The organism is Pseudomonas sp. L13 (genome assembly GCF_009935965.1).
GTDB lineage: Bacteria > Pseudomonadota > Gammaproteobacteria > Pseudomonadales > Pseudomonadaceae > Aquipseudomonas > Aquipseudomonas lactis.
This window is the reverse complement of record NZ_QODJ01000011.1, coordinates 79,251-99,736: the sequence shown is the minus strand read 5'-3', so window position 1 is coordinate 99,736 and position 20,486 is coordinate 79,251. Positions and strand designations below refer to the sequence as shown.

17 protein-coding genes are annotated in these 20,486 nt (G+C 60.4%); 9 read left to right on the top strand and 8 right to left on the bottom strand.

Annotation, left to right across the window (positions count from 1 at the left end; genetic code table 11):
• Positions 1-48: 48 nt before the first annotated feature.
• Complete coding sequence (locus DK871_RS09060) at positions 49-981, bottom strand: LysR substrate-binding domain-containing protein (RefSeq protein WP_161904767.1); 933 nt, start codon at positions 979-981, stop codon at positions 49-51.
• Positions 982-1,327: 346 nt separating this feature from the next.
• On the opposite strand from DK871_RS09060, the gene DK871_RS09055 reads away from it, so the two are divergent.
• Positions 1,328-2,563 carry an MFS transporter gene (locus tag DK871_RS09055; RefSeq protein WP_161904766.1) on the top strand — a complete coding sequence of 412 codons (1,236 nt, stop codon included), beginning with the start codon at positions 1,328-1,330 and terminating at the stop codon, positions 2,561-2,563.
• Here DK871_RS09055 and DK871_RS09050 read toward each other — a convergent pair.
• On the bottom strand, positions 2,501-3,415 hold the full coding sequence (locus DK871_RS09050; RefSeq protein ID WP_161904765.1) for a LysR family transcriptional regulator: 915 nt from the start codon (positions 3,413-3,415) through the stop codon (positions 2,501-2,503). The two genes, DK871_RS09055 and DK871_RS09050, sit on opposite strands and share 63 nt — an antisense overlap.
• Positions 3,416-3,531: 116 nt before the next feature.
• On the opposite strand from DK871_RS09050, the gene DK871_RS09045 reads away from it, so the two are divergent.
• The 8 genes from DK871_RS09045 to DK871_RS09010 all read left to right on the top strand — a co-directional run bounded on the left by DK871_RS09045 (position 3,532) and on the right by DK871_RS09010 (position 13,674).
• Positions 3,532-4,413, top strand: a complete 882-nt coding sequence (locus tag DK871_RS09045; protein ID WP_161904764.1) for a hypothetical protein — start codon at positions 3,532-3,534, stop codon at positions 4,411-4,413.
• 57 nt (positions 4,414-4,470) lie between these two features.
• A complete protein-coding gene (locus DK871_RS09040) occupies positions 4,471-5,700 on the top strand; it encodes a Xaa-Pro peptidase family protein (RefSeq protein WP_161904763.1) in 1,230 nt (409 codons plus the stop codon).
• Positions 5,701-6,158: 458 nt separating this feature from the next.
• Positions 6,159-7,793, top strand: a complete 1,635-nt coding sequence (locus DK871_RS09035) for an ABC transporter substrate-binding protein (RefSeq protein WP_161904762.1) — start codon at positions 6,159-6,161, stop codon at positions 7,791-7,793.
• 75 nt (positions 7,794-7,868) lie between these two features.
• Entirely contained in the window at positions 7,869-8,822 is a 954-nt protein-coding gene (locus DK871_RS09030) for an ABC transporter permease (protein ID WP_034135584.1), read from the top strand.
• The gene (locus tag DK871_RS09025; protein ID WP_161904761.1) at positions 8,819-9,655 is read left to right on the top strand and encodes an ABC transporter permease; all 837 of its coding nucleotides are present in this window, start codon (positions 8,819-8,821) and stop codon (positions 9,653-9,655) included. Before DK871_RS09030 ends, DK871_RS09025 begins: the two co-directional genes overlap by 4 nt.
• A 2-nt stretch (positions 9,656-9,657) precedes the next feature.
• A complete protein-coding gene (locus DK871_RS09020) occupies positions 9,658-11,304 on the top strand; it encodes an ABC transporter ATP-binding protein (protein ID WP_161904760.1) in 1,647 nt (548 codons plus the stop codon).
• 161 nt (positions 11,305-11,465) lie between these two features.
• Positions 11,466-12,572 (top strand): hypothetical protein, encoded by a 1,107-nt coding sequence (locus tag DK871_RS09015; protein WP_256677410.1) that lies wholly within the window; start codon positions 11,466-11,468, stop codon positions 12,570-12,572.
• A 226-nt stretch (positions 12,573-12,798) separates the two neighbouring features.
• A complete protein-coding gene (locus DK871_RS09010; protein WP_161904758.1) occupies positions 12,799-13,674 on the top strand; it encodes a LysR substrate-binding domain-containing protein in 876 nt (291 codons plus the stop codon).
• Between the two features lie 62 nt (positions 13,675-13,736).
• Here DK871_RS09010 and DK871_RS09005 read toward each other — a convergent pair whose 3' ends face one another.
• The 6 genes from DK871_RS09005 to benC all read right to left on the bottom strand — a co-directional run bounded on the left by DK871_RS09005 (position 13,737) and on the right by benC (position 20,480).
• Positions 13,737-15,101: an MFS transporter gene (locus DK871_RS09005; protein WP_161904757.1), complete on the bottom strand. Its 1,365-nt coding sequence runs from the start codon at positions 15,099-15,101 to the stop codon at positions 13,737-13,739.
• Between the two features lie 96 nt (positions 15,102-15,197).
• Positions 15,198-16,631, bottom strand: a complete 1,434-nt coding sequence (locus tag DK871_RS09000) for an NAD-dependent succinate-semialdehyde dehydrogenase (RefSeq protein ID WP_161904756.1) — start codon at positions 16,629-16,631, stop codon at positions 15,198-15,200.
• Complete coding sequence (locus tag DK871_RS08995) at positions 16,628-17,662, bottom strand: aldo/keto reductase (protein ID WP_034135577.1); 1,035 nt, start codon at positions 17,660-17,662, stop codon at positions 16,628-16,630. The genes DK871_RS09000 and DK871_RS08995 overlap by 4 nt, the downstream gene beginning before the upstream one ends.
• Before the next feature lie 10 nt (positions 17,663-17,672).
• A complete protein-coding gene (fae, locus tag DK871_RS08990; RefSeq protein WP_161904755.1) occupies positions 17,673-18,185 on the bottom strand; it encodes a formaldehyde-activating enzyme in 513 nt (170 codons plus the stop codon).
• Positions 18,186-18,685: 500 nt separating this feature from the next.
• Positions 18,686-19,447, bottom strand: coding sequence for a 1,6-dihydroxycyclohexa-2,4-diene-1-carboxylate dehydrogenase (locus tag DK871_RS08985; protein ID WP_161904754.1), 762 nt, complete (start codon positions 19,445-19,447; stop codon positions 18,686-18,688).
• A 10-nt stretch (positions 19,448-19,457) separates the two neighbouring features.
• Complete coding sequence (benC, locus tag DK871_RS08980; RefSeq protein ID WP_161904753.1) at positions 19,458-20,480, bottom strand: benzoate 1,2-dioxygenase electron transfer component BenC; 1,023 nt, start codon at positions 20,478-20,480, stop codon at positions 19,458-19,460.
• Positions 20,481-20,486: the final 6 nt, after the last annotated feature.

Genomic DNA, 20,486 nt, shown 5'->3' with positions numbered 1-20,486 from the left:
ATGCAGGTTACCCAGGAAGGAATCAAATTTCCCGTGAGGGTTGGGGGCTCAGCTGGCGGCGGTGGAGGGTTCGAGCTGCCTCTGCGCCAACCAGATTTCCTCCTGCAGCCACAGGCTGAACACCTGCAACTGCGGCATCAACGTCTGCTCCGGCCGAGTCACCAACCAGTAGGATTGATGCCCTTCCACGTGCACGTTCAGTACCTGGGTCAACTGCCCGCTGGCCAGCTCCGGGGCAACCATGTGCCAGTCGGCAATGGTGATGCCCAAGCCGTCGGTGGCCGCACGAATCGCCAGGTCCAACAGGTCGAATTCATAGCCGCCCTGGGTATCCACGCCGCTGATTTTCGCCGCGTCGAGCCAGTGTTTCCAGGTCAGGTAGCGCTGGTCTTCCCTGGCCAACACATGCAGCAAAGTCAGGCGACTAAGGTCGATTTCGCCCTCGCTCGCTTCCCGCGCGTACAACGACGACGCGCACACCGCAATGTGCCGTTCCTGGAGCAGCAGCGAGCTGTCCAGCCCATCCCATTCGCCATCACCAAAGCGGATCGCGCAGTCCAAGGTGCTGGTTTCCGCCAGGCTGTCCTGCAAACGCGTGGTGATGCTCAGCTCCAATTCGGGGTGTTTCTCCCGCAGCCGCCCCAGGCGCGGCATCAGCCAGCGGCTGGTGAAGGTCGGCGGTGCGTTGATGTGCAGGCGATTGGCGTGGGACTTCTGCTGGATGCTACGCACCGTCAGCTCGATTTTATCGAAGGATTGATGCAGCGCCCGCAGCAAAACCCGGCCGGCGCTGGTCAGTTCAAGGTGGTGATGCCGGCGTTCCAGCAGATTCTCGCCGAGCTGTTCTTCGAGCTGGCGCACCTGGCGGCTGACGGCACTTTGCGTGACGTTGAGCAGCTCCGCCGCCCGGGTAAAACTGCCGGTACTGCCGGCCACTTCGAAGGCTTTGAGCGCATTGAGCGCAGGCATTTTGCGTTTCATGAACAGGACTCGCGCGGGGGCTGACGAGCCATAAGCATCCCACGGCTTGCGGCAAATTTCCTGAGTAACATGCATTTTTGTGTTGTGCAGGCCGATTCCCTTGCTCCCTCGCCACAGGTAAACGGCAATATTCAATGACGTCGGTTTCAGCCCTGCCACTGTCGCTGACGTATAAATAGCATGAGTATTTCGCAGCACACTCACGACTATTAAGCACTGGCTGTTTTATTTATATAAACGCTAGTCTTGCCTTAATTAAATCCCCGGCTAAGTCAACGCACTTACATAGGGCATGCCTTGCACTTACGCCCCATTCCATAGCAATTAAACTGACCGAGCCAACCTCATGCCAATCAACACGCACTCAGCCACAAGACCTATTGTTTTATTGGCGCTTATCTTTACCGCGTGTAACGCCACCACCCACGGCTTCAGTATCTTCCTTTATTCGGCCTTATTACCCCAGATCCGCCAGGTGTTCGAGTTGAGCTACAGCCAGGCCGCGTTCGTCGCGGCGCTGCTGCAACTGTTCTACATGGGTGCGTCGATTGTCAGCGGCATCGCCGCGGCGTGGATCAGCCCGCGCAACATGGTAAAGCTGACGATGGCCTTGAGCCCGGCGCTGCTGGCCTTGGCGGTCGCCACCCCGTGGGTGCTGCCGTTCGCGCTATGCCTGGCACTGGTCTCGGCCTGCGCCGTGTCGAACTGGAACGCTATCGCCGCACTGGTCGGCGAAGTGATCCCCGCCTCCCATCGCAGCCGCGTGCTGGGCCTGGCGTCGTCGGGGGCGGCGTTCGCGATCTGCCTTAACGGTGTGCTGATCGCCCTGCTGCAGGGCATTTCATTGCGGTACTTCTGGCTGATGTGCGCCGGGCTGACCTTAACTGTCACGCTGCTGACCTTTTGGGCCTTGGCGCCTTTGGCAACAGGCCAACACATCAAGCAAAGCAGCGCGCCGTCGCTACGCCGGGTACTCAGACAATGGGTGAACCTGTGTCTGGAATACCCGGTGGCGTTGCACATACTGTTGCTCAGCGCTTTCATAGGCGGGATCAGCGGCCCCTTCCTGAATTTCCTCTCGGCGTTTGCCAGCGAACGGCTGGGCGCCAACGCGCAGATCACCGGATCACTGTGGACACTGATCGGAATCGGCGGGGTCGTTGGCGGTTTGTTGCTGGGCGCGTTGGCGGATCGCTGGGGGACATTGAGGGTGATGGCATTGAGTATCAGCGCCTTCGGCCTGGCAATGCTCGCCCTGCTCTGGCAACCGAGCCTGAACTTGACCTGGCTGGCGGCCGGGCTGTTCGCGCTGTTCTATTTCCCGGTCTGGGGCCTGATGGCCGCCTACCTCAGCGCACGCTTGAGCCCCGTGCAAAGCCTGCAAGTGGTGAGCCTGAGCATGGTTGGTTATGGCTTGGGCAGCGCCACCGCAAACTGGCTGTGCGGCTGGCTGCTGCAGGCCACCGGGCAGTTTGGCCTGGTGCACGGCTGGATCGTCTGCTGGGTCACCGCCAGCCTGTTATTGCTGAGGCTGATGGCCCGCCGTCAACGCTGTGAGCCGGCGCTCGGCCAGCCACTCTGAACGGCCCAAGCGACGCGACAGAATGTGCACCAAGGCCTCCACGGCCAGCGCCTCGCACTGAGTGGAGCGCCAGAACATCAACCGCGCCGGTTCTATCGGTGGAAAGCCCTGAGCCGCGTCCAGCACCTTCCAACCCGGCGGCACCAGGCGCCGCGCCGTGACACCGACCGACTGGCCCTGTTCGATGGCAATCCCTATCCCACGCGGGCTCTGGCTGGTGTAAACCACATGCCACGCCCGCCCGGCCTCGGCCAGCGCCCGCACGGCATTGGCTCGAAAGGCGCAGCCCTCGGCATACACTGCCAGAGGCACCGAGACATCCGCCCCGGCGCTCCAGCCCTCAGCCGCCACCCACACCAGCGGCTCGTCGCACAGATATTCGCCCAGTTGCAGATTGGCGTGTTGCACACCGAGCACCAGGTCCAGCTCACCGCGTTGCAAACGACTGACCAGCGCCGTCGACATCTCGCAACAAATGTCCGGCCGCACCTGGGGAAACTGCACCTGAAAGTCGCGCAACACCTCGGCCAGGCAAAACTGGGCGTAGTCCTCGGGCATGCCGACGTGAATACACATCTGCTCATCGGGCAGTTGCACGGCGTTGATCGCATCGGCATGCAGTTTGAGGATCTGCCGCGCATAGATCAGAAACGTCTCGCCACCGGGTGTCAGGCTCACCGAGCGACTGGTGCGCTGGACCAACGGCGTGCCGACGATTTCCTCCAGGCGCTGCAAACTTTGGCTAATGGTCGATTGGGTTTTGTGCAGACGCTCGGCCGCCGCAGAAAATCCGTGGCACTCGATAATCGCAACAAACACTTTAAGTAAGGTCCCATCCAGTTCGCCTGACATAACTATCGCCCCTGCCGATGGATTCGATCACAACTTGTAATTTCCACTTCGCACCTCTTTGCGCAACTATCGATTCAACGCCAAACACTGTTAATTGATAGTTCCAGGAGACTTGCATGAGCCTTCAACTTGCCGACGCCGAAGTGGGCGATATCAGCGATATCATAAATACCGAGTTGTACCCCATACATGATTCGGGCCATGTCCGGTTGCAGGCGCTGATCGAACACGCCCGCGCAGAACTGGCCGAAGACGGTTGCTGCCTGCTGAAAGATTTCTTGCGGCCCGAGGCGCTGGAACGGGCCCGTGCCGAAGGTCAGGCACTGTCGGGCAAGACCTTTTACTCGGTGCGCAAGGTCAACGCCTATTTCACAGAAGACGACCCTACCCTGCCCCAGGATGACCCGCGCCGCACATTCATGGAGCGCACCAGCGGTTTTGTCACGCGGGACATGATTGCCCCGGACGCGATCATTCATCGCCTGTACGTCTCGCCGATGATGAAGCGATTTATCGGTGCCTGCCTCGACGAGCCGGAGATTTTCGAATACGCCGACCCGTTCGCCGGGCTGGTGATCAATGTGATGCCCGAAGGCACCGAGCAACCCTGGCACTTCGATACCAACGAATTCATCGTCAGCATGATGACCCAGAAGCCCGAGGCTGGCGGCCTGTTCGAGTACGCGCCGATGATCCGCACGCGCACCCAGGAAAACCTCGGCGCTGTCGGCAACGTGGTGCGCGGGGACGACCGCAGCCGCGTGCAGGAACTGGAGCTCAACCCAGGCGATTTGCAGATTTTCAAGGGTCGCTTTTCAGTGCACCGGGTAACCCGCGTCGAAGGCACTACTGAACGCAATACGGCGATCTTCGCCTACTCCGAGAAGCCCGGAATCATCGGCCGTGCCCAGCGCACCAAACAGCTTTACGGACGCCTGTCCGAAGCCCATCTGCAAGCCGAACGCAACCTGGTACGCAGCGACCGGTTGCTCGACTGATCCATCCCAGAAAAATCTTAGAAAAACCAACCGTATTTGCCCTGCGAGGAACACCCCATGAGTCTGTCCGGCCCTAACCGCAACCCCGCCGACTGCGAACCGACCTACGCCCAGATTCAGCAGATCCAGCTGGACCGTTTGCAACGTGTGCGCAACGAACTGAAAAAACGCGACTACGCTGCGTGCGTGCTGTTCGATCCGACCCACATGCGCTACGCCACCGGCTCGCGCAACATGCAGGTGTACTCGGCGCGCAACCCGGCACGTTATGCCTTCATCCCGGCAGAAGGCCCGGTGGTGGTCTTCGAATTCGGCGGCTGCCTGCACCTGGCCGAACAGCTCAACACCGTCGATGAAGTGCGCCCGGCCAAGGCCATCTCCTATTACTTCTGCGACAGCTTCCTGAATAACGTCACCGCCGAATGGGCCGCTGAAATCGGTGAACTGGTGCGCAAACACGGCGGCGGTAACAAACGCATCGCCATCGAAAGCGCGACCTCGGCCGCTGCGTTCGAACTGCAAAAACTCGGCTACCAGATATTCGATGCCCAGGAACCGCTGGAGCGCGCGCGCTGCATCAAGGTGCCGAACGAGCTGAAGATGATCCGCGCCAGCCTGCGTGCCACCGAGGCCGGCGTGCGCTTGATGGAAAGTAAGCTGGTGCCGGGCATCAGCGAAAACGAACTGTGGTCGCACTTGCACCAGCACGTGATCGCTACCGACGGCGACTACGTCGAAACCCGCCTGCTGTCCTCCGGCCCGCGCACCAATCCGTGGTTCCAGGAGTGCAGCACCCGGCCCATCGAAGCCGGTGACCTGGTGGCGCTGGACACCGATGTGGTTGGTCGTTTCGGCTACTACGCGGACTTTTCCCGTACCTTCCTCTGCGGCGAGCAAGCCGCCACCGCCAAGCAACAGGAGCTGTACAAACTGGCCTACGAACAAGTGCAGACCAACATGGAAATGCTCAGGGCCGGCCGCAGCTTCAAGGAATACGCCGAGCTGGCCTGGAGAATCCCGGACAACTACAAGGCCAACCGCTATTTCGCCCTGGCCCACGGGGTTGGCATGACCGGTGAATACCCGTACGTGGTGCACCGCGAAGACATCGATGCACTGGGTTACGACGGGGTGTTCGAAGCCGGCATGACCATCTGTGTGGAAAGCTACATCGGCCACGATGCGGGCGGCGAAGGGGTCAAGCTCGAAGAGCAGATTTATATCCACGAAAACGGCATCGAGTTGCTCTCGGACTATCCGTTCGATCCGCGCCTGATGCCACGCTGAGTTGCCCCGGACGGCGCCGTAACCTCCTTCGACATCGTCCGGTTTTCCCCTTGTTCCCACCAGGAACAAGGGGCGTTTGCGTCCACCGCGCAGTGTTTCGTACCCGCGCCTTCCTCCGTCCGGCCTGTCTAGCTCAAGCGGCAGCCTTCCTTACGGTCAGTAACATGCATTTATCGAACGTTTCAGCGTTGAATTTATCGTTTGTCGATCGTTGCCAAGATGACAAAACTGCGGGCATCTCTAATAAAAACAACATGAGAGCAGCCCTATGTCATACCCAGCCTCCGTCCTTCTGATCTCGTTGCGCCTTGCCCTACTGCCGGCTTCACGCCTGTCACGCCTGCGCCTTCGCGCTGCCGGCCACTGACAGTCTCGGTTCATCGAACCGACCGCGTCTGCCGCTCGCCCCATGTGCGGCCAGTCGAAAAACGCACTTTTGCACGTTATCGGAGAGGCATATGAAAGACTTAATGACACTGGACGGCACTCTGCCGCATCCAGCGGTGAACGACCTGTGCACCCAAGTCAAAAGTGGCGAGATCAATCGTCGCCAATTCCTGCGCACCGCCGCACTGCTGGGTATCACCGCCGCCAGTGCGAGCACTTTCCTCGGTTCCGCGCTGCTCGGTAATTCGGCTCATGCCGCTGACGCGGTAACGCCGCGTCAGGGCGGCAGCCTGAGGTTTGCCTGTGCTATCCAGGAAATCCAGGACCCGATGCTGATCACCTGGATCGAAGCCTCGAACCTGCTGCGCAACAGTCTCGAATTCCTGACCTGGGTCGATGCCGACAACATCACTCACCCGTACCTGGCCGAGAGCTGGAGCCCGTCCGAGGACCTGAAAACCTGGACCTTCAACCTGCGCCAGAACGTGAAGTGGAGCAACGGCGACACCTTCAACGTCGAGGACGTGCAGCACAATATCGAGCGCTGGATTGCCGCCGATTCCAAGTCGGTCAACCGCACCGCGTTCCAGGACATTACCGCGTTCGAAAAAGTCAGTGACTTCCAGTTCCGCCTGGTACTCAAGCGACCGATGCTGGCGATCCCGGAAATGCTCAACGCCTTCACTTGCGCCATCGTGCACCGCAGCTTCAAGGCCGGTGACGACTGGGCGAAAAATCCGCTGGGCACCGGGCCGTTCAAACTGGTGTCATTTGCGGTAAACAAGCAGGCGACCTTCGCCAAGCGTGCCGATTACTGGCGCACACCGGCAAACCTCGACGAGTTGCGCTACGTCGACATGGGCACCGATATTTCCACCCATCTCGCAGCGTTGCAGGCCGGGCAAGTGGACGTGCTGTACCGGGTGACCGTGGCCGAACTCGACCTGGCCAAACGCTTGCCCGGCGCGCAACTGCTGACCTGTAAATCGGCGCAAACAATCGTCATGCGCATGGCCTGCGACCAAAAGCCGTTCGACGACCTGCGCATCCGCAAAGCAGTAGCGCTCTGCGCCGACAACGCGCAGATGCTGAAAATCGCTTATCGCGGCATGGGCACCCTGGGCGAAGATCATCACGTCGCGCCGTCCCACCCGGAATACTTCCCGCTGCCCAAACGTGCGCGGGACGTGGCGGGTGCGAAGAAACTGCTCGCCGAAGCCGGCCACCCGAACGGCATAGACATCGACCTGATCGTCGGCAACACCCAGGGCCGCTACGAACAGGACTGCGCGCAGATCCTCCAGCAAAACTGCGCCGAGGCCGGCATCCGCATCAACCTCAAAGTGATCCCCGCGACGCAATACTGGCCGATCTGGGACAAGGCCGCGTTCAGCCTCACCTACTGGGCACACCGCCCACTTGGTGTGATGTCGCTGGAACTGGCCTACCGCAGCGGCGCGGCCTGGAATGAAAGCCACTACAGCGACCCGGCGTTCGACGCAGCGCTGGACAAAGCCATGGGCATCATCGACCCGAAACAACGGGCAGCAGCGATGCAAAGCGTCGAGCAGATCCTGCAAGACGCCTGCGTCATGGTCCAGCCGTTCTGGGGCGATAAATTCACCGCCGCGAGCAAGAAAGTCCAGGGCTTTCAGGTTCACCCGTCAGACTTCTACCCAATGGATCAAGTCTGGTTGAGCGCCTGATTCAAGCGCCCCGAACGAGCCCGCCCACTCAACTGCGGCGGGCCGCCATCCCTTGATTAGCCGGAGCGTGCGAGCATGGCTGAATTTTTATTGCGCAAGTTATTGGCGCTGGCGGCAACCTTGCTGTCGGTGTCAGTGATCGTGTTCCTGGCCCTGGAACTGAATATCGAAGACGTCGCAATCAACGTCCTCGGCCCCTATTCCGCCGCCGACCAGCGCGCTGCTTGGCTGGTGGAACACGGTTACAACCAACCCTTCGTCTGGCGCTACCTGGTGTGGCTGAAGGACTTTCTCAGCGGCGACTGGGGCACCTCGGTGCATTTTCGCGAGCCGGTAATTGATCTGCTGCTGCCGAACCTCGGGCAAACGTTGATCCTCGCCGGGTTGGCGTTGGCGGTCATGGTGCCCGTGGCGTTGACCCTCGGCATTCTGGCCGGGATTCGCCAGGGCTCGGCGGTGGATCGACTGGTGTCGTTTCTGTCGATCGTCACCACTTCGATCCCGGACTTCGCCAGCGCGGTGTTTGTCTCAGCGATCTTCGTGTTCTGGCTCAACTGGCTGCCAGGTGTGAGCAGCATGAGTGACGGTTTCAATGCGGTCGAGTTGGCGTTGCCGCTGATGGTGCTGTGCCTCTTCGGCATCGGCTATCTGGCGCGCATCACCCGGGCCTCGATGGTCGAGGTGATGCAGGCGCCGTACATCCGCACCGCCCGCCTCAAAGGCGCGTCGACCTCACGCATCGTGTTGCGCCATGCGCTGCGTAACGTACTGATCGCGCCAATCACCGTGATCATGTTGTACATCCCGTGGCTGCTGTCGAACGTGATCGTGGTCGAGGTGTTCTTCGCCTACAAAGGCTTCGGCTCGCTGCTCTACACCGCATCGCTGAACCATGACGTCTACCTGATCGAAGCCTGCGCAATGATCAGTGGCATCGTCGTCGGCGCGACCAAAATCTTCTCGGACCTTGCCTACACCTGGCTCAACCCGCGCATAACGTTGCGCAGTCTTGGCGGAGGTGGCCAATGAACTTCCTTAACTCGTTCAAACATCCCCTCGCGTTACTCGGTTTGCTGCTGGTAGGCGGCTGGGCGTTGATGGCGCTGTTTGCGCCGTGGCTGGCGCCCCACGACCCGTTGGAAAGCTTCACCCCGCTGCTGACGCCGATGACGCCGGATCGCAACGGGATGCACTTTCTGCTCGGCACCGACATGATCGGCCGGGACATTCTCTCGCGGCTGATCTGGGGCACGCGCACCGTGTTGTTCTGGTCGATTCTGGCAACACTGACCGCATTCGCCGTGGGCATCGCCATGGGCCTGTGCGCCGGCTACTTCAATGGCTGGGTCGATGCGCTGCTGTCCTATGTCGCCGACACCGTGCTGTCGTTCCCGGTGCTGGTGTTGTACATCGTGATCATCATCGCCCTCGGCGCTTCGGCGCTGAACATTCTGATTGCGGTGACCTTCACCAGTGCCCCGGCCATCTTCCGGATCATGCGCGCACTGACCATCGACATCCGTTCCCGGGATTACGTGCTCAGTGCCATCACTCAGGGCGAAAGGTCGTTGCGGATCATGCTGGTGGAAATCCTGCCCAATTGCGGTGGCCCGTTGATCGTCGATTTCTGCCTGCGCATCGGCTACACCGCGATCATGATTGGCGCCCTTGGCTTCCTGGGACTCGGATTGCCGCCGCCGACCCCGGACTGGGGCGGCATGATCAACGAAGGCCGCAGCATGGCCATCGCCTTCCCCCACTTGGTGATCTTCCCGTGCATTGCCATCTCCACCCTGATGCTGGGCCTGAGCCTGTTGGCGGATGGTCTGGACGAGCACGCCCAGAAAGGCGCAAGGAGTTGAGCATGAGTCATCAACAAGTATTGAGAGTGGAAAACCTCTCCATCGAACTGCCCGCCGGCGCCGATCGTAGCCACGCCGTCAAGGGCATCAGCCTGGATGTACGCAAAGGTGAAATTCTGTGTGTGATCGGCGAGTCCGGCTCCGGCAAATCGGTACTCTCGGCCGCGATCATGGGCGATTACGCCAAAGGCCTGCGCCACAGTGAAGGCGTGATCGATTTCCTCGGCGACGATATCTGCCGCATGGACGAAAACGCTCTGCGCACGCTGCGCGGCAACCGCATTGCGATGATTTTCCAGGAGCCCATGGCAGCGCTGAATCCGGCGATTCGCATTGGTCAGCAGGTCGAAGAAATCTTCGACATTCATGCGCCGCAGATGCCCGCCAAGGAGCGCCGCGAACGTATGCTCGCCCTGCTCGACTCGACTCAATTGCCCGATCCGCCACGTATTGCCAACAGCTTCGCGCATCAACTCTCGGGCGGCCAATGCCAACGGGTGGTGATAGCCATGGCGCTGGCGATGAACCCGGATTTGCTGATTGCCGACGAACCGACGACTGCGCTGGATGTGACCACACAGGCCCAAGTGCTGAAACTGGTCCGCGACCTGCGCGGTCGAGGTCAGCACGGCATCCTGTTCATCACCCACGACTTCGGCGTGGTGGCGGAAATCGCTGACCGCATCGCCGTGATGGAGGGGGGTGTGCTGGTGGAAATCGGTGAACGCGATCAAGTACTCAACTCGCCAAGACACCCGTACACCCGCAAGTTGATTGCCGCTGTTCCGGCCCTGCACCCAGAGTTGCACGCGCCGTGCGCCGATGGTGAGTTGGCGTTGCGCATTGAGCACTTGACCAAGACCTACAACGTCGGCGGCCGCTTAGTCCCGGCGCTCAAGGATGTCTCGCTGCAACTGCCACGGGGCAAGACACTGGCGATTGTGGGTGAGTCCGGCTCGGGCAAAAGCACCTTGGTCAAAGCTGCAATTCGGCTGGTGGAAAGCGACAGCGGCCATGTCTGGGTGGGTGACACGGATTTCCTGGCATTGCGCGGTTCCGCGCTGGCGGCCAATCGGCGGCGGATTCAGATGATTTTCCAGGACCCGTACGGCTCGCTCAATCCACGGCACCGGGTCGGCGATATCATCGCCCGCGCAGCGCAATTGCGCGGTTTGTCAGCCAAGGATGCGTGGACCGAGGCCGGTGATCTGCTGGAACAGGTCGGGCTCAAGCGTGACGCCCTCAAGCGCAAGCCCCGGCAGTTCTCCGGTGGCCAGCGTCAGCGCATCGGCATAGCCCGGGCGCTCGCGATGCGCCCGGAAGTGCTGATTGCGGATGAAAGCGTATCGGCGCTGGATGTTTCGGTGCAAAAACAGGTACTGGAGCTGCTCGCCGAGCTGCAACAGCGCCTCAACCTGAGCATTTTGTTCATCACCCACGACCTGCGCGTGGCGGCGCAAATCAGTGACTACATCGCGGTGATGCGCCAGGGCGAAGTGGTGGAGTACGGCACGGCGGAACAGGTGCTGCTGCGGCCGCAAAACGCCTACACCCAGACCTTGCTGGCTGCAGCCCCCGGCGCTTCGGCGATTCCGGTGGTGCCTATTGCCGATCCCGCGCTGAGGCTGATCCGACCGCAAGTCAACTGAGTTAACAAGCCTTTTTCCCAGGTAGCAGCGTTCGCTGCGCCATGGGCTGCTGTTGCCAACGATAACTAAAAAACCAGGAGTACACTGTGCGCACGACTACCCATATTGCGGTTCGTTCCATCGCTCTCATTCCGCTGCTCGGCGCCTTCGCGGCCCCGGCCATGGCAGTGCAGGTTACCGACAACCTTGACCTCGGCGGTGCCATTCGGGCGCGCTGGGACTACGATCCGGACCGCGACATCCAGAAGTTTGGCCTGGACACGGTGTTCCTCAGTGCCAAGTATAACTCTGACACCTGGATCGGCGAGGCCCAGTACCGCTTCTACGGACGTTCCTATCCTTACCAGTACACCAAGAACTACGGCGATATCCAGTTCGCCAAGTTCGCCTGGGTCGGTTACAAGTTCAATCCCGACCAACAAGTGCAGGTAGGCCTGAATACCGTGCCGTTCGGTTTGCAGCCGTACTTCGGCAGCACCTTTTACGAAACCCTGGGCAACGTCATCGGCCTGGAAGATGTGCAACAAGTCGGCGCCAAGTACATCCAGCAAAGTGGCGACTGGAATATCCAGGCCGGCTACTACCTACGCCCGGCGTGGCAAGGCAAAGGCACCAGCAAAGGGGTGACGTATTCCAGCGTGGTGTCCGGGGCCGACAGCTACGTGGGCGACGGGAGCGACAACCAGGAACGCAATACCGTGGTGCTGCGCGTGGCCAAGGCCCTGGACTTGGGCGCGTGGAAATCCGAAATCGGCCTCTCCGGCCTGACCTCTACCCTGGAAAACAAGGACACCGATAACGATGGCCGCCGCAACGCGGTGGCCGTGCACTACCTCGGCAAGAACGGCCCATGGGGCGTGCAACTGCAAGCGGCGCGGCAACAAATGTCGCCGCGTAACCGTGGCAGCGATGAAGTCGTCACACTTGGCGGGTACGACGGCACCTACAACGTCGCCAGTCGCGGCAACTTGTACGTCGCCGACCTGAGCTATGACGTCGCCGGCAAATACCTGTTCGACCAGATCAGCGGTGTGAAGCTGTACGCCAACTACAGCGCCTTCGATAAATCCGCCGACGCGTTCAAGACCTCGCAACGTCTGATTCTGGGCACTTCGTTTTCGTTCAGCAAACTGTGGATCGCGACGGAATGGCTGTACGGCAAAAATGACCCGTACGTTGGTGGCAGCAGTTACACCCAAAGCTTGGCGTCTGGTGGGACTAACCAGTGGGAGAATCAGCTGTACATGAACATTGGGTATTACTTCTGAGCCGGACTGTTCGGCGTTTCTGAAGGCCTCTTCGCGTGCAAGCCCGCGCCCACAGGTTCAGTGCATAACCTGTGGGCGCGGGCTTGCTGGCGAAGACTTTAACCCAAACACCACTTGCATCAGCCTTTCGGAAAGGAGTCAGATACGCCGTACAGAATATTCACCAAAAACAATAAACCTGCCCGCGCATTACTGCGTCGAAGGCCGGTATGGAGTCATCCTATTCATGCGTCAACTGCCCTCGCTCAACATGCTGCGCATTTTTGAAGAAGTCGCGCGGCATCGCAGTTTCAGCCAGGCGGCTTTGGGGTTGAACGTCACCCAAGGCGCGGTCAGCCGTCAGATCAAGCAGCTTGAAGATTATCTCGGCGTGGCGCTGTTTATCCGCACACCCCAAGGCCTGTCGCTAACCCAAACCGGCCTTGCCCTCTCCCCCCAATTGAGCGATGCCTTCGACCACGTCGAACGCGCCCTGCAAGCGGTGCGTGTGCCGAACCTGCGCCAACGCCTGCGTATCGTCGCACCACCGACCTGGGCCACGCGCTGGTTGTCGGCGCACTTGCGCGCATTCTGTCAACGCTACCCGGACATCGGCCTCAGCGTGACCCACCAGAACGGCAACGACAGCCTCGCGCAAATCGACTGCCACATCCGCTTTGGCCTTGAAGCGGCCAACCATTGCAGCAGTCAGTTGCTGGTAATGGAGCGGCACATGGCAGTGGCCAGCCCGGAGTTGTTCGTCAATGGCCAGCCGCCGGATCTGAGGCAGTTTCCGCTATTGCACATACTGCATGACGGCAAACGCTTGAAGGTGTGGGAGAACTGGTTGTCGGCGATGGGCCGCGAGGATGTCGATGCCGCGCAAGGGCTGGAGTTCAGCACGCTGGACCAGGTGATCCACACGGCACTGGCCGGTGGTGGGCTGGCGGTGATTGACCGACAGATGATTGAAAAGGAACTGGCCAATGGCAGCCTGTTGCCGATCACTGCTGTGGAAGTGGTCGGGCCTTACGGATATTGGCTGGATGTGGCGAATGAGAAACGGGGGCTGTCGAAAGTGCAGTTGTTTACTGATTGGTTGGGACTGGTCAGCAATCCCTGAAACACCGACATCCAAATGTGAGAGCGGGCTTGCTCGCTCCCACATTGGGCTTGTGGTGGGTTTTAGATTCGGGCTGCGACCTTTGTGGCAGCGGGTGCCGCGTTCTCCATCGGACCCTGCGCCTTGCACGCCTGGCTCAGTGTCAGGGATTTGGTTTCCGGTGCCCAGGCCCAGGAAATGATCGCGCCCAGTGCGAGAATCGACGCCAGGATGCCCATGGTTGGGCTCAAGCCGATACCCGCCACACTTACCGGCAACAGGAACGTGCTGATCGCAGAGCCCAAGCGACTGACCGCCGTTGCCAAGCCAATCCCGCTGGCCCGCACTTCGGTCGGAAAGCTCTCGGCCGGGAACACGCCCACCAGGTTGCTCACCGCTGACAACACCAGCGTGAACACGCCGAACACCAGTACCATCAGGAATGGCGCGCTGCCCGGCAGAGCTGCCAGCAGGAACAAGGCCACCGCCAGGATGATAAATGAATTGATCAGAAAGCCTCGCCGCGAGAACTTCACTGTGCACCAGATGCCGATCAATGCGCCGAGGATCAGCAGCATGTTCAACATCAATTCAGTGCCAAAGCCCTCTGCCAAGCCCAGCTTCTGCAGAATCGACGGCAGAAACGTGTAGATCGCAAAATACGGCATCACGATGCAGACGAAGAACAGGCAGTTGAACGCGGTGCGCTTGCGGTATTCGCGACTGAATAGCACCGCATAGCCGGAACGTGTTTCGGTGGAGCGGGTTTCATCGAGTTCGATATTATCGCCCAGGTGTTTTTTGACAATTGCCCGTGCTTCGGCAATCCGCCCCTGATTGACCAACCAGCGGGGTGACTCGGGCGTACCGATCCGCGCGATCAGAATTAACCCTGCCGGGATGGCTGAAGAGGCCAGCATCCAGCGCCAAGCGTCATCGCCGAGATGGAGCATGGCGGTGCCGACGAAGGTCGCGGCAACATAGCCAAAAGTCCAGATAACGCTGAATGAACCCAGCAACACGCCCCGGTGTTTTTTTGGCGAGAATTCGGCGAGCATTGCGTGGCCGACGCTGAAGTCGCCGCCCAGTCCGATGCCGATTATCACCCTACAGAGGAATAACTGGGTCGCAGTTTCGGCGTAGAACTGCATGACCGAAGCAAGGGTGATCAGGACAAAACTGACCAAGAAGATTTTCTGCCGCCCGACCTTATCGGAAATCCAGCCGAAGAACAGGCTGCCAAGAAACAGGCCAATCAGTGCCGAAGCGCCGATCAGTCCTTGCCAGAAGGCATCTAGCTGCATCTGGGGGCTGAGTAGTGTGAAGGCAATACCGATCAGGCCCAGGATATAGCCATCGGTGAAATGTGCGCCGAACGTCAGACCGGCGATTTTAAGGTGGAAGCGCCCGATGGGCAGGTCATCGATCTTTATCGATTGGGCGGGCATGTTCGTCTCCAGTTGTTGTTATTGAAGGAGAAAAGAAATCGATAGCGCTTGACTTGTGGGGCGAGCTTGCTCACTCCCACAGGCGTTACGGTTGGGTTAGAGGCCGCCCATCAACAGGTATTTGATTTCCAGATAGTCTTCCAGACCGTACTTGGAGCCTTCGCGACCCAGGCCCGACTCCTTGATGCCGCCAAACGGCGCGACTTCCGTGGAAATGATGCCTTCGTTGATCCCGACCATGCCGGCTTCCAGGCCTTCGGCCATGCGCCAGACGCGGCCGATGTCGCGGCTGTAGAAGTACGCCGACAATCCGTAGGGTGTGTCATTGGCCCGTTGCAATACTTCAGCTTCGTCCTTGAAGCGGAAACACGCGGCTACCGGACCAAAGGTTTCATCCTGGGCGATCAGCATGTCACTGTTGGCGTCGGTGAGGATGGTCGGCTCGTAGAACGTACCGCCCAGCGCATGACGACGACCGCCGCACAACAGCGTGGCGCCCTTCTCCAAGGCGTCACTCACGTGCAACTCAACCTTGGCCAACGCCGCCGCGTTGATCAGCGGACCTTGCTCGGTTTCACCGTCCAGCGCACTGCCCACGCGCATCGCGGCGACGGCTTCGGCGAGTTTGCCGGTAAACGCTTCGTAAACGCCGTCCTGGATGAAGAAACGATTCACGCAGACGCAGGTCTGGCCGGTGTTGCGGAATTTCGAGGCCATCGCACCTTTGACCGCAGCGTCCAGATCCGCATCGTCGAACACAATGAATGGAGCGTTGCCGCCCAATTCCAGCGAGACTTTTTTCAGCGTATCCGCCGCTTGGCGCATCAGCAGCTTGCCGGTACGTGTCGAGCCGGTAAACGACAGTTTGCGCACGATGCCGGACGCTTGCAGTGCCCCGCCAATTGCCACGGCGTCACCGGAAACCACGTTGAACACCCCGGCCGGAATCCCCGCTTGCTCGGCCAGCACGGCCAGGGCGAAGGCTGACAACGGCGTCTCCTCCGACGGTTTGAGAATCATTGTGCAACCCGCCGCCAGCGCCGGACCGACCTTGCGCGTGACCATTGCCAGCGGGAAGTTCCAAGGGGTGATCGCCGCAACCACGCCGATGGCTTCCTTGACCACAATGATCCGCGCATCAGCCTTATGGCTCGGAATTATGTCGCCGTAAGCGCGCTTGGCCTCTTCGGCGAACCATTCCAGAAAGCTTGCGGCGTAGACCACTTCGCCCATGGCTTCGGCGAGCGGTTTGCCCTGCTCGCGGCTGAGCAACGTGGCCAGGTCTTTCTGGTTGCTCAGCATCAGTTCGCTCCAACGCTTGAGGCGCTGGCTGCGTTCTTTGGCGGTCAATTTTCGCCAGGCCGGCAAGGCACGATTAGCTGCGGCGATGGCGAGGTTGGTTTCCTCGGCGCCGGCCCTTTGTACGTCAGCGATCACTTCGCCATTGGCCGGGTTCGACACCGGATAGGTCGCGCCCCCGCTCGACCAATGGCCGTCGATGAAATTACCGTTACGGATCAGCGAGCTCATGCCACAGCCTCAGTCAGAGTAAAGCGTTCCAGACCCGGGCGGGCTGAGCGCAGGATGCGTTTGCCGGCGGTGTAATCGTTGATCACGTCGCACGGGGTGTAGTTGCGTTCCAACTCATGCAGTTCTTCGGCGTCGAGCCTGGTTTCCAAGGCTGCCAAGGCACTGTCGAACTGCGCGGTGGTGTCGGCGCCGACCAGCATGCAATCGACGCCCGGATGATTGGCAACCCAGGCTTGAGCGATTTGCGCGTTCGATACCCCACGGGCGCGGGCCACGCGCTGCACCGAATGAGCGATCTCGAACGATGCCTCGTCGCTGTACATCTGCTGAGTGAAGAAGTCGGTCTGGTTGCGGGTCGATTGAACGTCGCCGGTGAGCAAACCGCGAGCCAGCGGGCTGAACACCGAGACACCCAGGCCCTGATCACGACAGAACGGAATCATCTCGCGCTCTTCTTCGCGGTAGGCGCAGTTCAGTTGCAGCTGCATGTTGATCGGCTTGACCCAGCCGTTGCGTTCGCAAGCCATGAGGATCTTCGCCAGCTGCCCGGTGAGCATGGTCGATACACCGATGTAGCGAGCCTTGCCGGAGCGCACAATGTCGTTCATCGCACTCATGGTTTCTTCAACCGGGGTATTCAGGTCGAAGTAATGCAGCATGAACACATCGACGTAATCCATGTTCAAGCGCTTCAGCGAGGCGTCGATGCTGTCCATGATGTGCTTGCGCGAATGACCGCTGGCGTTGATGCCGTTGCGGGTGCCGTAGCCGACCTTGGTGGTGATGACCAAGTCTTCACGACGGGCCAGACGCTTAACGATGCGACCGACCACTTCTTCACCGACACCTGCCGAATAGAAGTCTGCCAGGTCGATGAAATTCACCCCGTTATCGAGGGCATGGGCGACGATCGGCTCGCTTTGCTTTTCATCGAAGATCCACGGTTTCCAGTCCGGGGTGCCCATGTTCATGGTGCCCAGGCACAGGCGGGAGACTTGCAGGCCGGAGTTGCCCAAACGGATGTATTGCATGGCTCAGACCTCAGGCTTTCGGGGTGTAGAAAGGGTTGCTGATGTGAGCGACCACATCCGCCAGTTCCGCGGTTTGCGGTTTGCCGGTCAGGGCGGCGCGGATCGCGGTGCGGCAGGCGTTGTAGTTATTCAGGTACACCGCATCCAGATCATCGCAGGCCGGGTTGACCCAGTTGGCCGTCACAATCGCCCACTCGTCTTCGGCTTCCGGCGGCAAGGTGCCGTCCAGCAGCGCTTCCAGTACAGCCTTGGCGATCCCGGCCTGGGACGCGCCCCAGGTGGCGTTGCCGTGCAAGTCGCTGCTGATCGCGGCCTTGTTGACGTAGAGCGTCATCGGCTTGACCGGAATGTTCGGTTGGGCGATCACCATAAAAGGGCAATGCCCCTGGCTCGGCGACGCCAAACTGTTGGCAAACGCCTGCCCCGCCGGCCCGTTGCGCGGGCCGATCAGGATGTTGATGTGTGCGGCATTCACGCCAGGACCTTCGAAACCTTCACCGATATACAGGTCGAGTTCTTTCATGAGTCGTTACTCTTTTTGGATTTATTTTGGGTGATCAGAAGCGCACGCGGATCTTGAAGATCGCGTGGCAAACATCAGGGTATGAAGAGCGCAACACGAGGCTGGCGGAGACGCGGCAGTGGGCTTAGTCATGATTGCAAACGCTCTTTTTGTTATTGGTGAGCTGTGTTTGCGATTTTTTAACATCGGGGCCCGGAGGGGCTGTAACCATTAAAAGTCATGGGGATATGAGTTCTCCTCATACCCAAAAAAACCGGCACGGTGCCGGAATACAATTGTTCTTCGACCAGCCCTGCAGGGTAGAGCGCGATTTCGCATTTATCCTGTGCGTCAGGGGGCAAAATTGGGGGCAAATCTTAATTTGGCCGACGTTGAATCACTGCGCTAGAGCCCAGTCAAAATGTTTTTTGGGGATCCTGATGGTCTCTAGTGGCCCACACCTGAGGGCATGCCTCGTATGGTTTGAAAAGGAGAGTCCATGTCATCTGACGGAACAAGCCTTACCCGAGGTCGCCGCCGCCCACCGGCAAGGTCACGCCGGTGATGTAGGAGGCCTCGTCGCAGGCCAGGAACAGAATTGCGCCAGCTTGTTCGTCGATGCTGCCGTAGCGTTTCATCGAGCTGCTGTCGAGGGTCTGGTCGACGATCTGCTGGTACCACACACGTTCCTGCTCGCTCTGCGGCTGGCTGTTGCGCGGGATGCGCCGTGGCGGTGCCTCGGTGCCGCCGGGCGCGGTGGCGTTGACGCGAATCCCGCTGCCGGCAGTCTCCAGGGCCAGGCAGGCCGTCAAGGCATTCACGCCGCCCTTGGCTGCGCCATAGGGCACGCGATTGACCCCACGCGTAGCCACGGAAGACACGTTGACGATGGCGCCCGCGCCCTGCGACAGCATATAGGGCAGCACGCAATGGCAGCACCACAGCGTAGGGAACAGCGAGCGGCGCACTTCGGCCTCGATTTCAGCCTCGGCGTAATGCTCAAAAGGCTTGGCCCAGATGGTCCCGCCGACGTTATTGACCAGCACGTCGATGCGCCCGAAACGCGCCGTGGCGGCTGCCATTACCCGCGCGCACTCGCTGTATTGTTCCAGGTCGGCGGTCAGCAGTAGCGCTCGCTCATGCTGCAATTCATGCACGAGCTCGGAGCGATCCACCGCGACCAGCCAGGCCCCCTCCTCCAGCAAGCGTTCGGCGACACGCCGGCCTATGCCTTGCGCAGCGCCGGTGACCAGCGCGACCTTGTTGTTAAACCGTTGAGTCATGCGGCAGTCCTCAGGCGGCATCGCACGTGGCGACGGCGTTAGGGGTGAATTTCTCGTAATGAAAGCTGGCCGGGGTCACGCTCTGCTGCTTGAAGTGCTCGCGCACCGCATCGACCATCGGCGGCGGGCCGCACAGGTACACGTCGACATCGCCGCCATTGAGGGCTTCGTCGGCCATGTGCTGGGTCACATAGCCCTGGCGCGGGTGAGTGGTGTGCGGATCAGCCACGCAGGTCACCAGGTTGAAGTCGGGCAAACGCGCGGTAAGAGCTTGCAACGCCTCAATCATCACCAGGTCCTGATCCCGCGTTACGCCGTAGATCAACCGGACCGGGCGGGTTTCCTGGCGCTGCGCGAGCACTTCAAGCATCGACAGGAACGGCGCCAGGCCGGTACCACCGGCCAGTAACAGCAGCGGCCGCGCCACCTCACGCAGGTAGAAACTCCCCAGTGGGCCGGTGATCGCCACGCTGTCGCCCGGCTGGGCGCGCTCGAGCCAACTGCTCATCAACCCGCCGGGCACGTGCTTGATCAGGAAGCTGGCGCGCGGGTCGCCCGGGCGACTGCTGAAGGAGTAAGCACGAGTCTGCCCACTGTCGGGCACGCTGATATTCACGTACTGGCCGGGCAGGAATACCGGCGCTTGGTCCAGTTCGAAACTCACCTCCAGCGCGGCATCGGCATGTCGGGTGATGCCGGCCAGCGTCGCGGCAAAGTGCGTGGTGCCGGTCTTGCAGGCGCTGGACGGCACCGGCACGGCGATCACGCAGTCGGACTGCGGCACCATTTGGCAGGTCAGTACCTGGCGCGCCTGCACTTCGTCGGCGCTCAGGGCGTCGTCGATATAGTCGTCGCCCAAGTCGTAGGCGCCGGTTTCACAGCGGCACTTGCAGGTACCGCACACGCCGTCCGAGCAGTCCATGGGCAGGTTGATGCGCTGGCGGAAGGCGGCATCGAGCACCTTTTCCCCCACCTTGCAGTCGATGAAGCGGGTCACTCCATCCTCGAAGTTCAGGGCGATGGCATACGTCATGGCGGT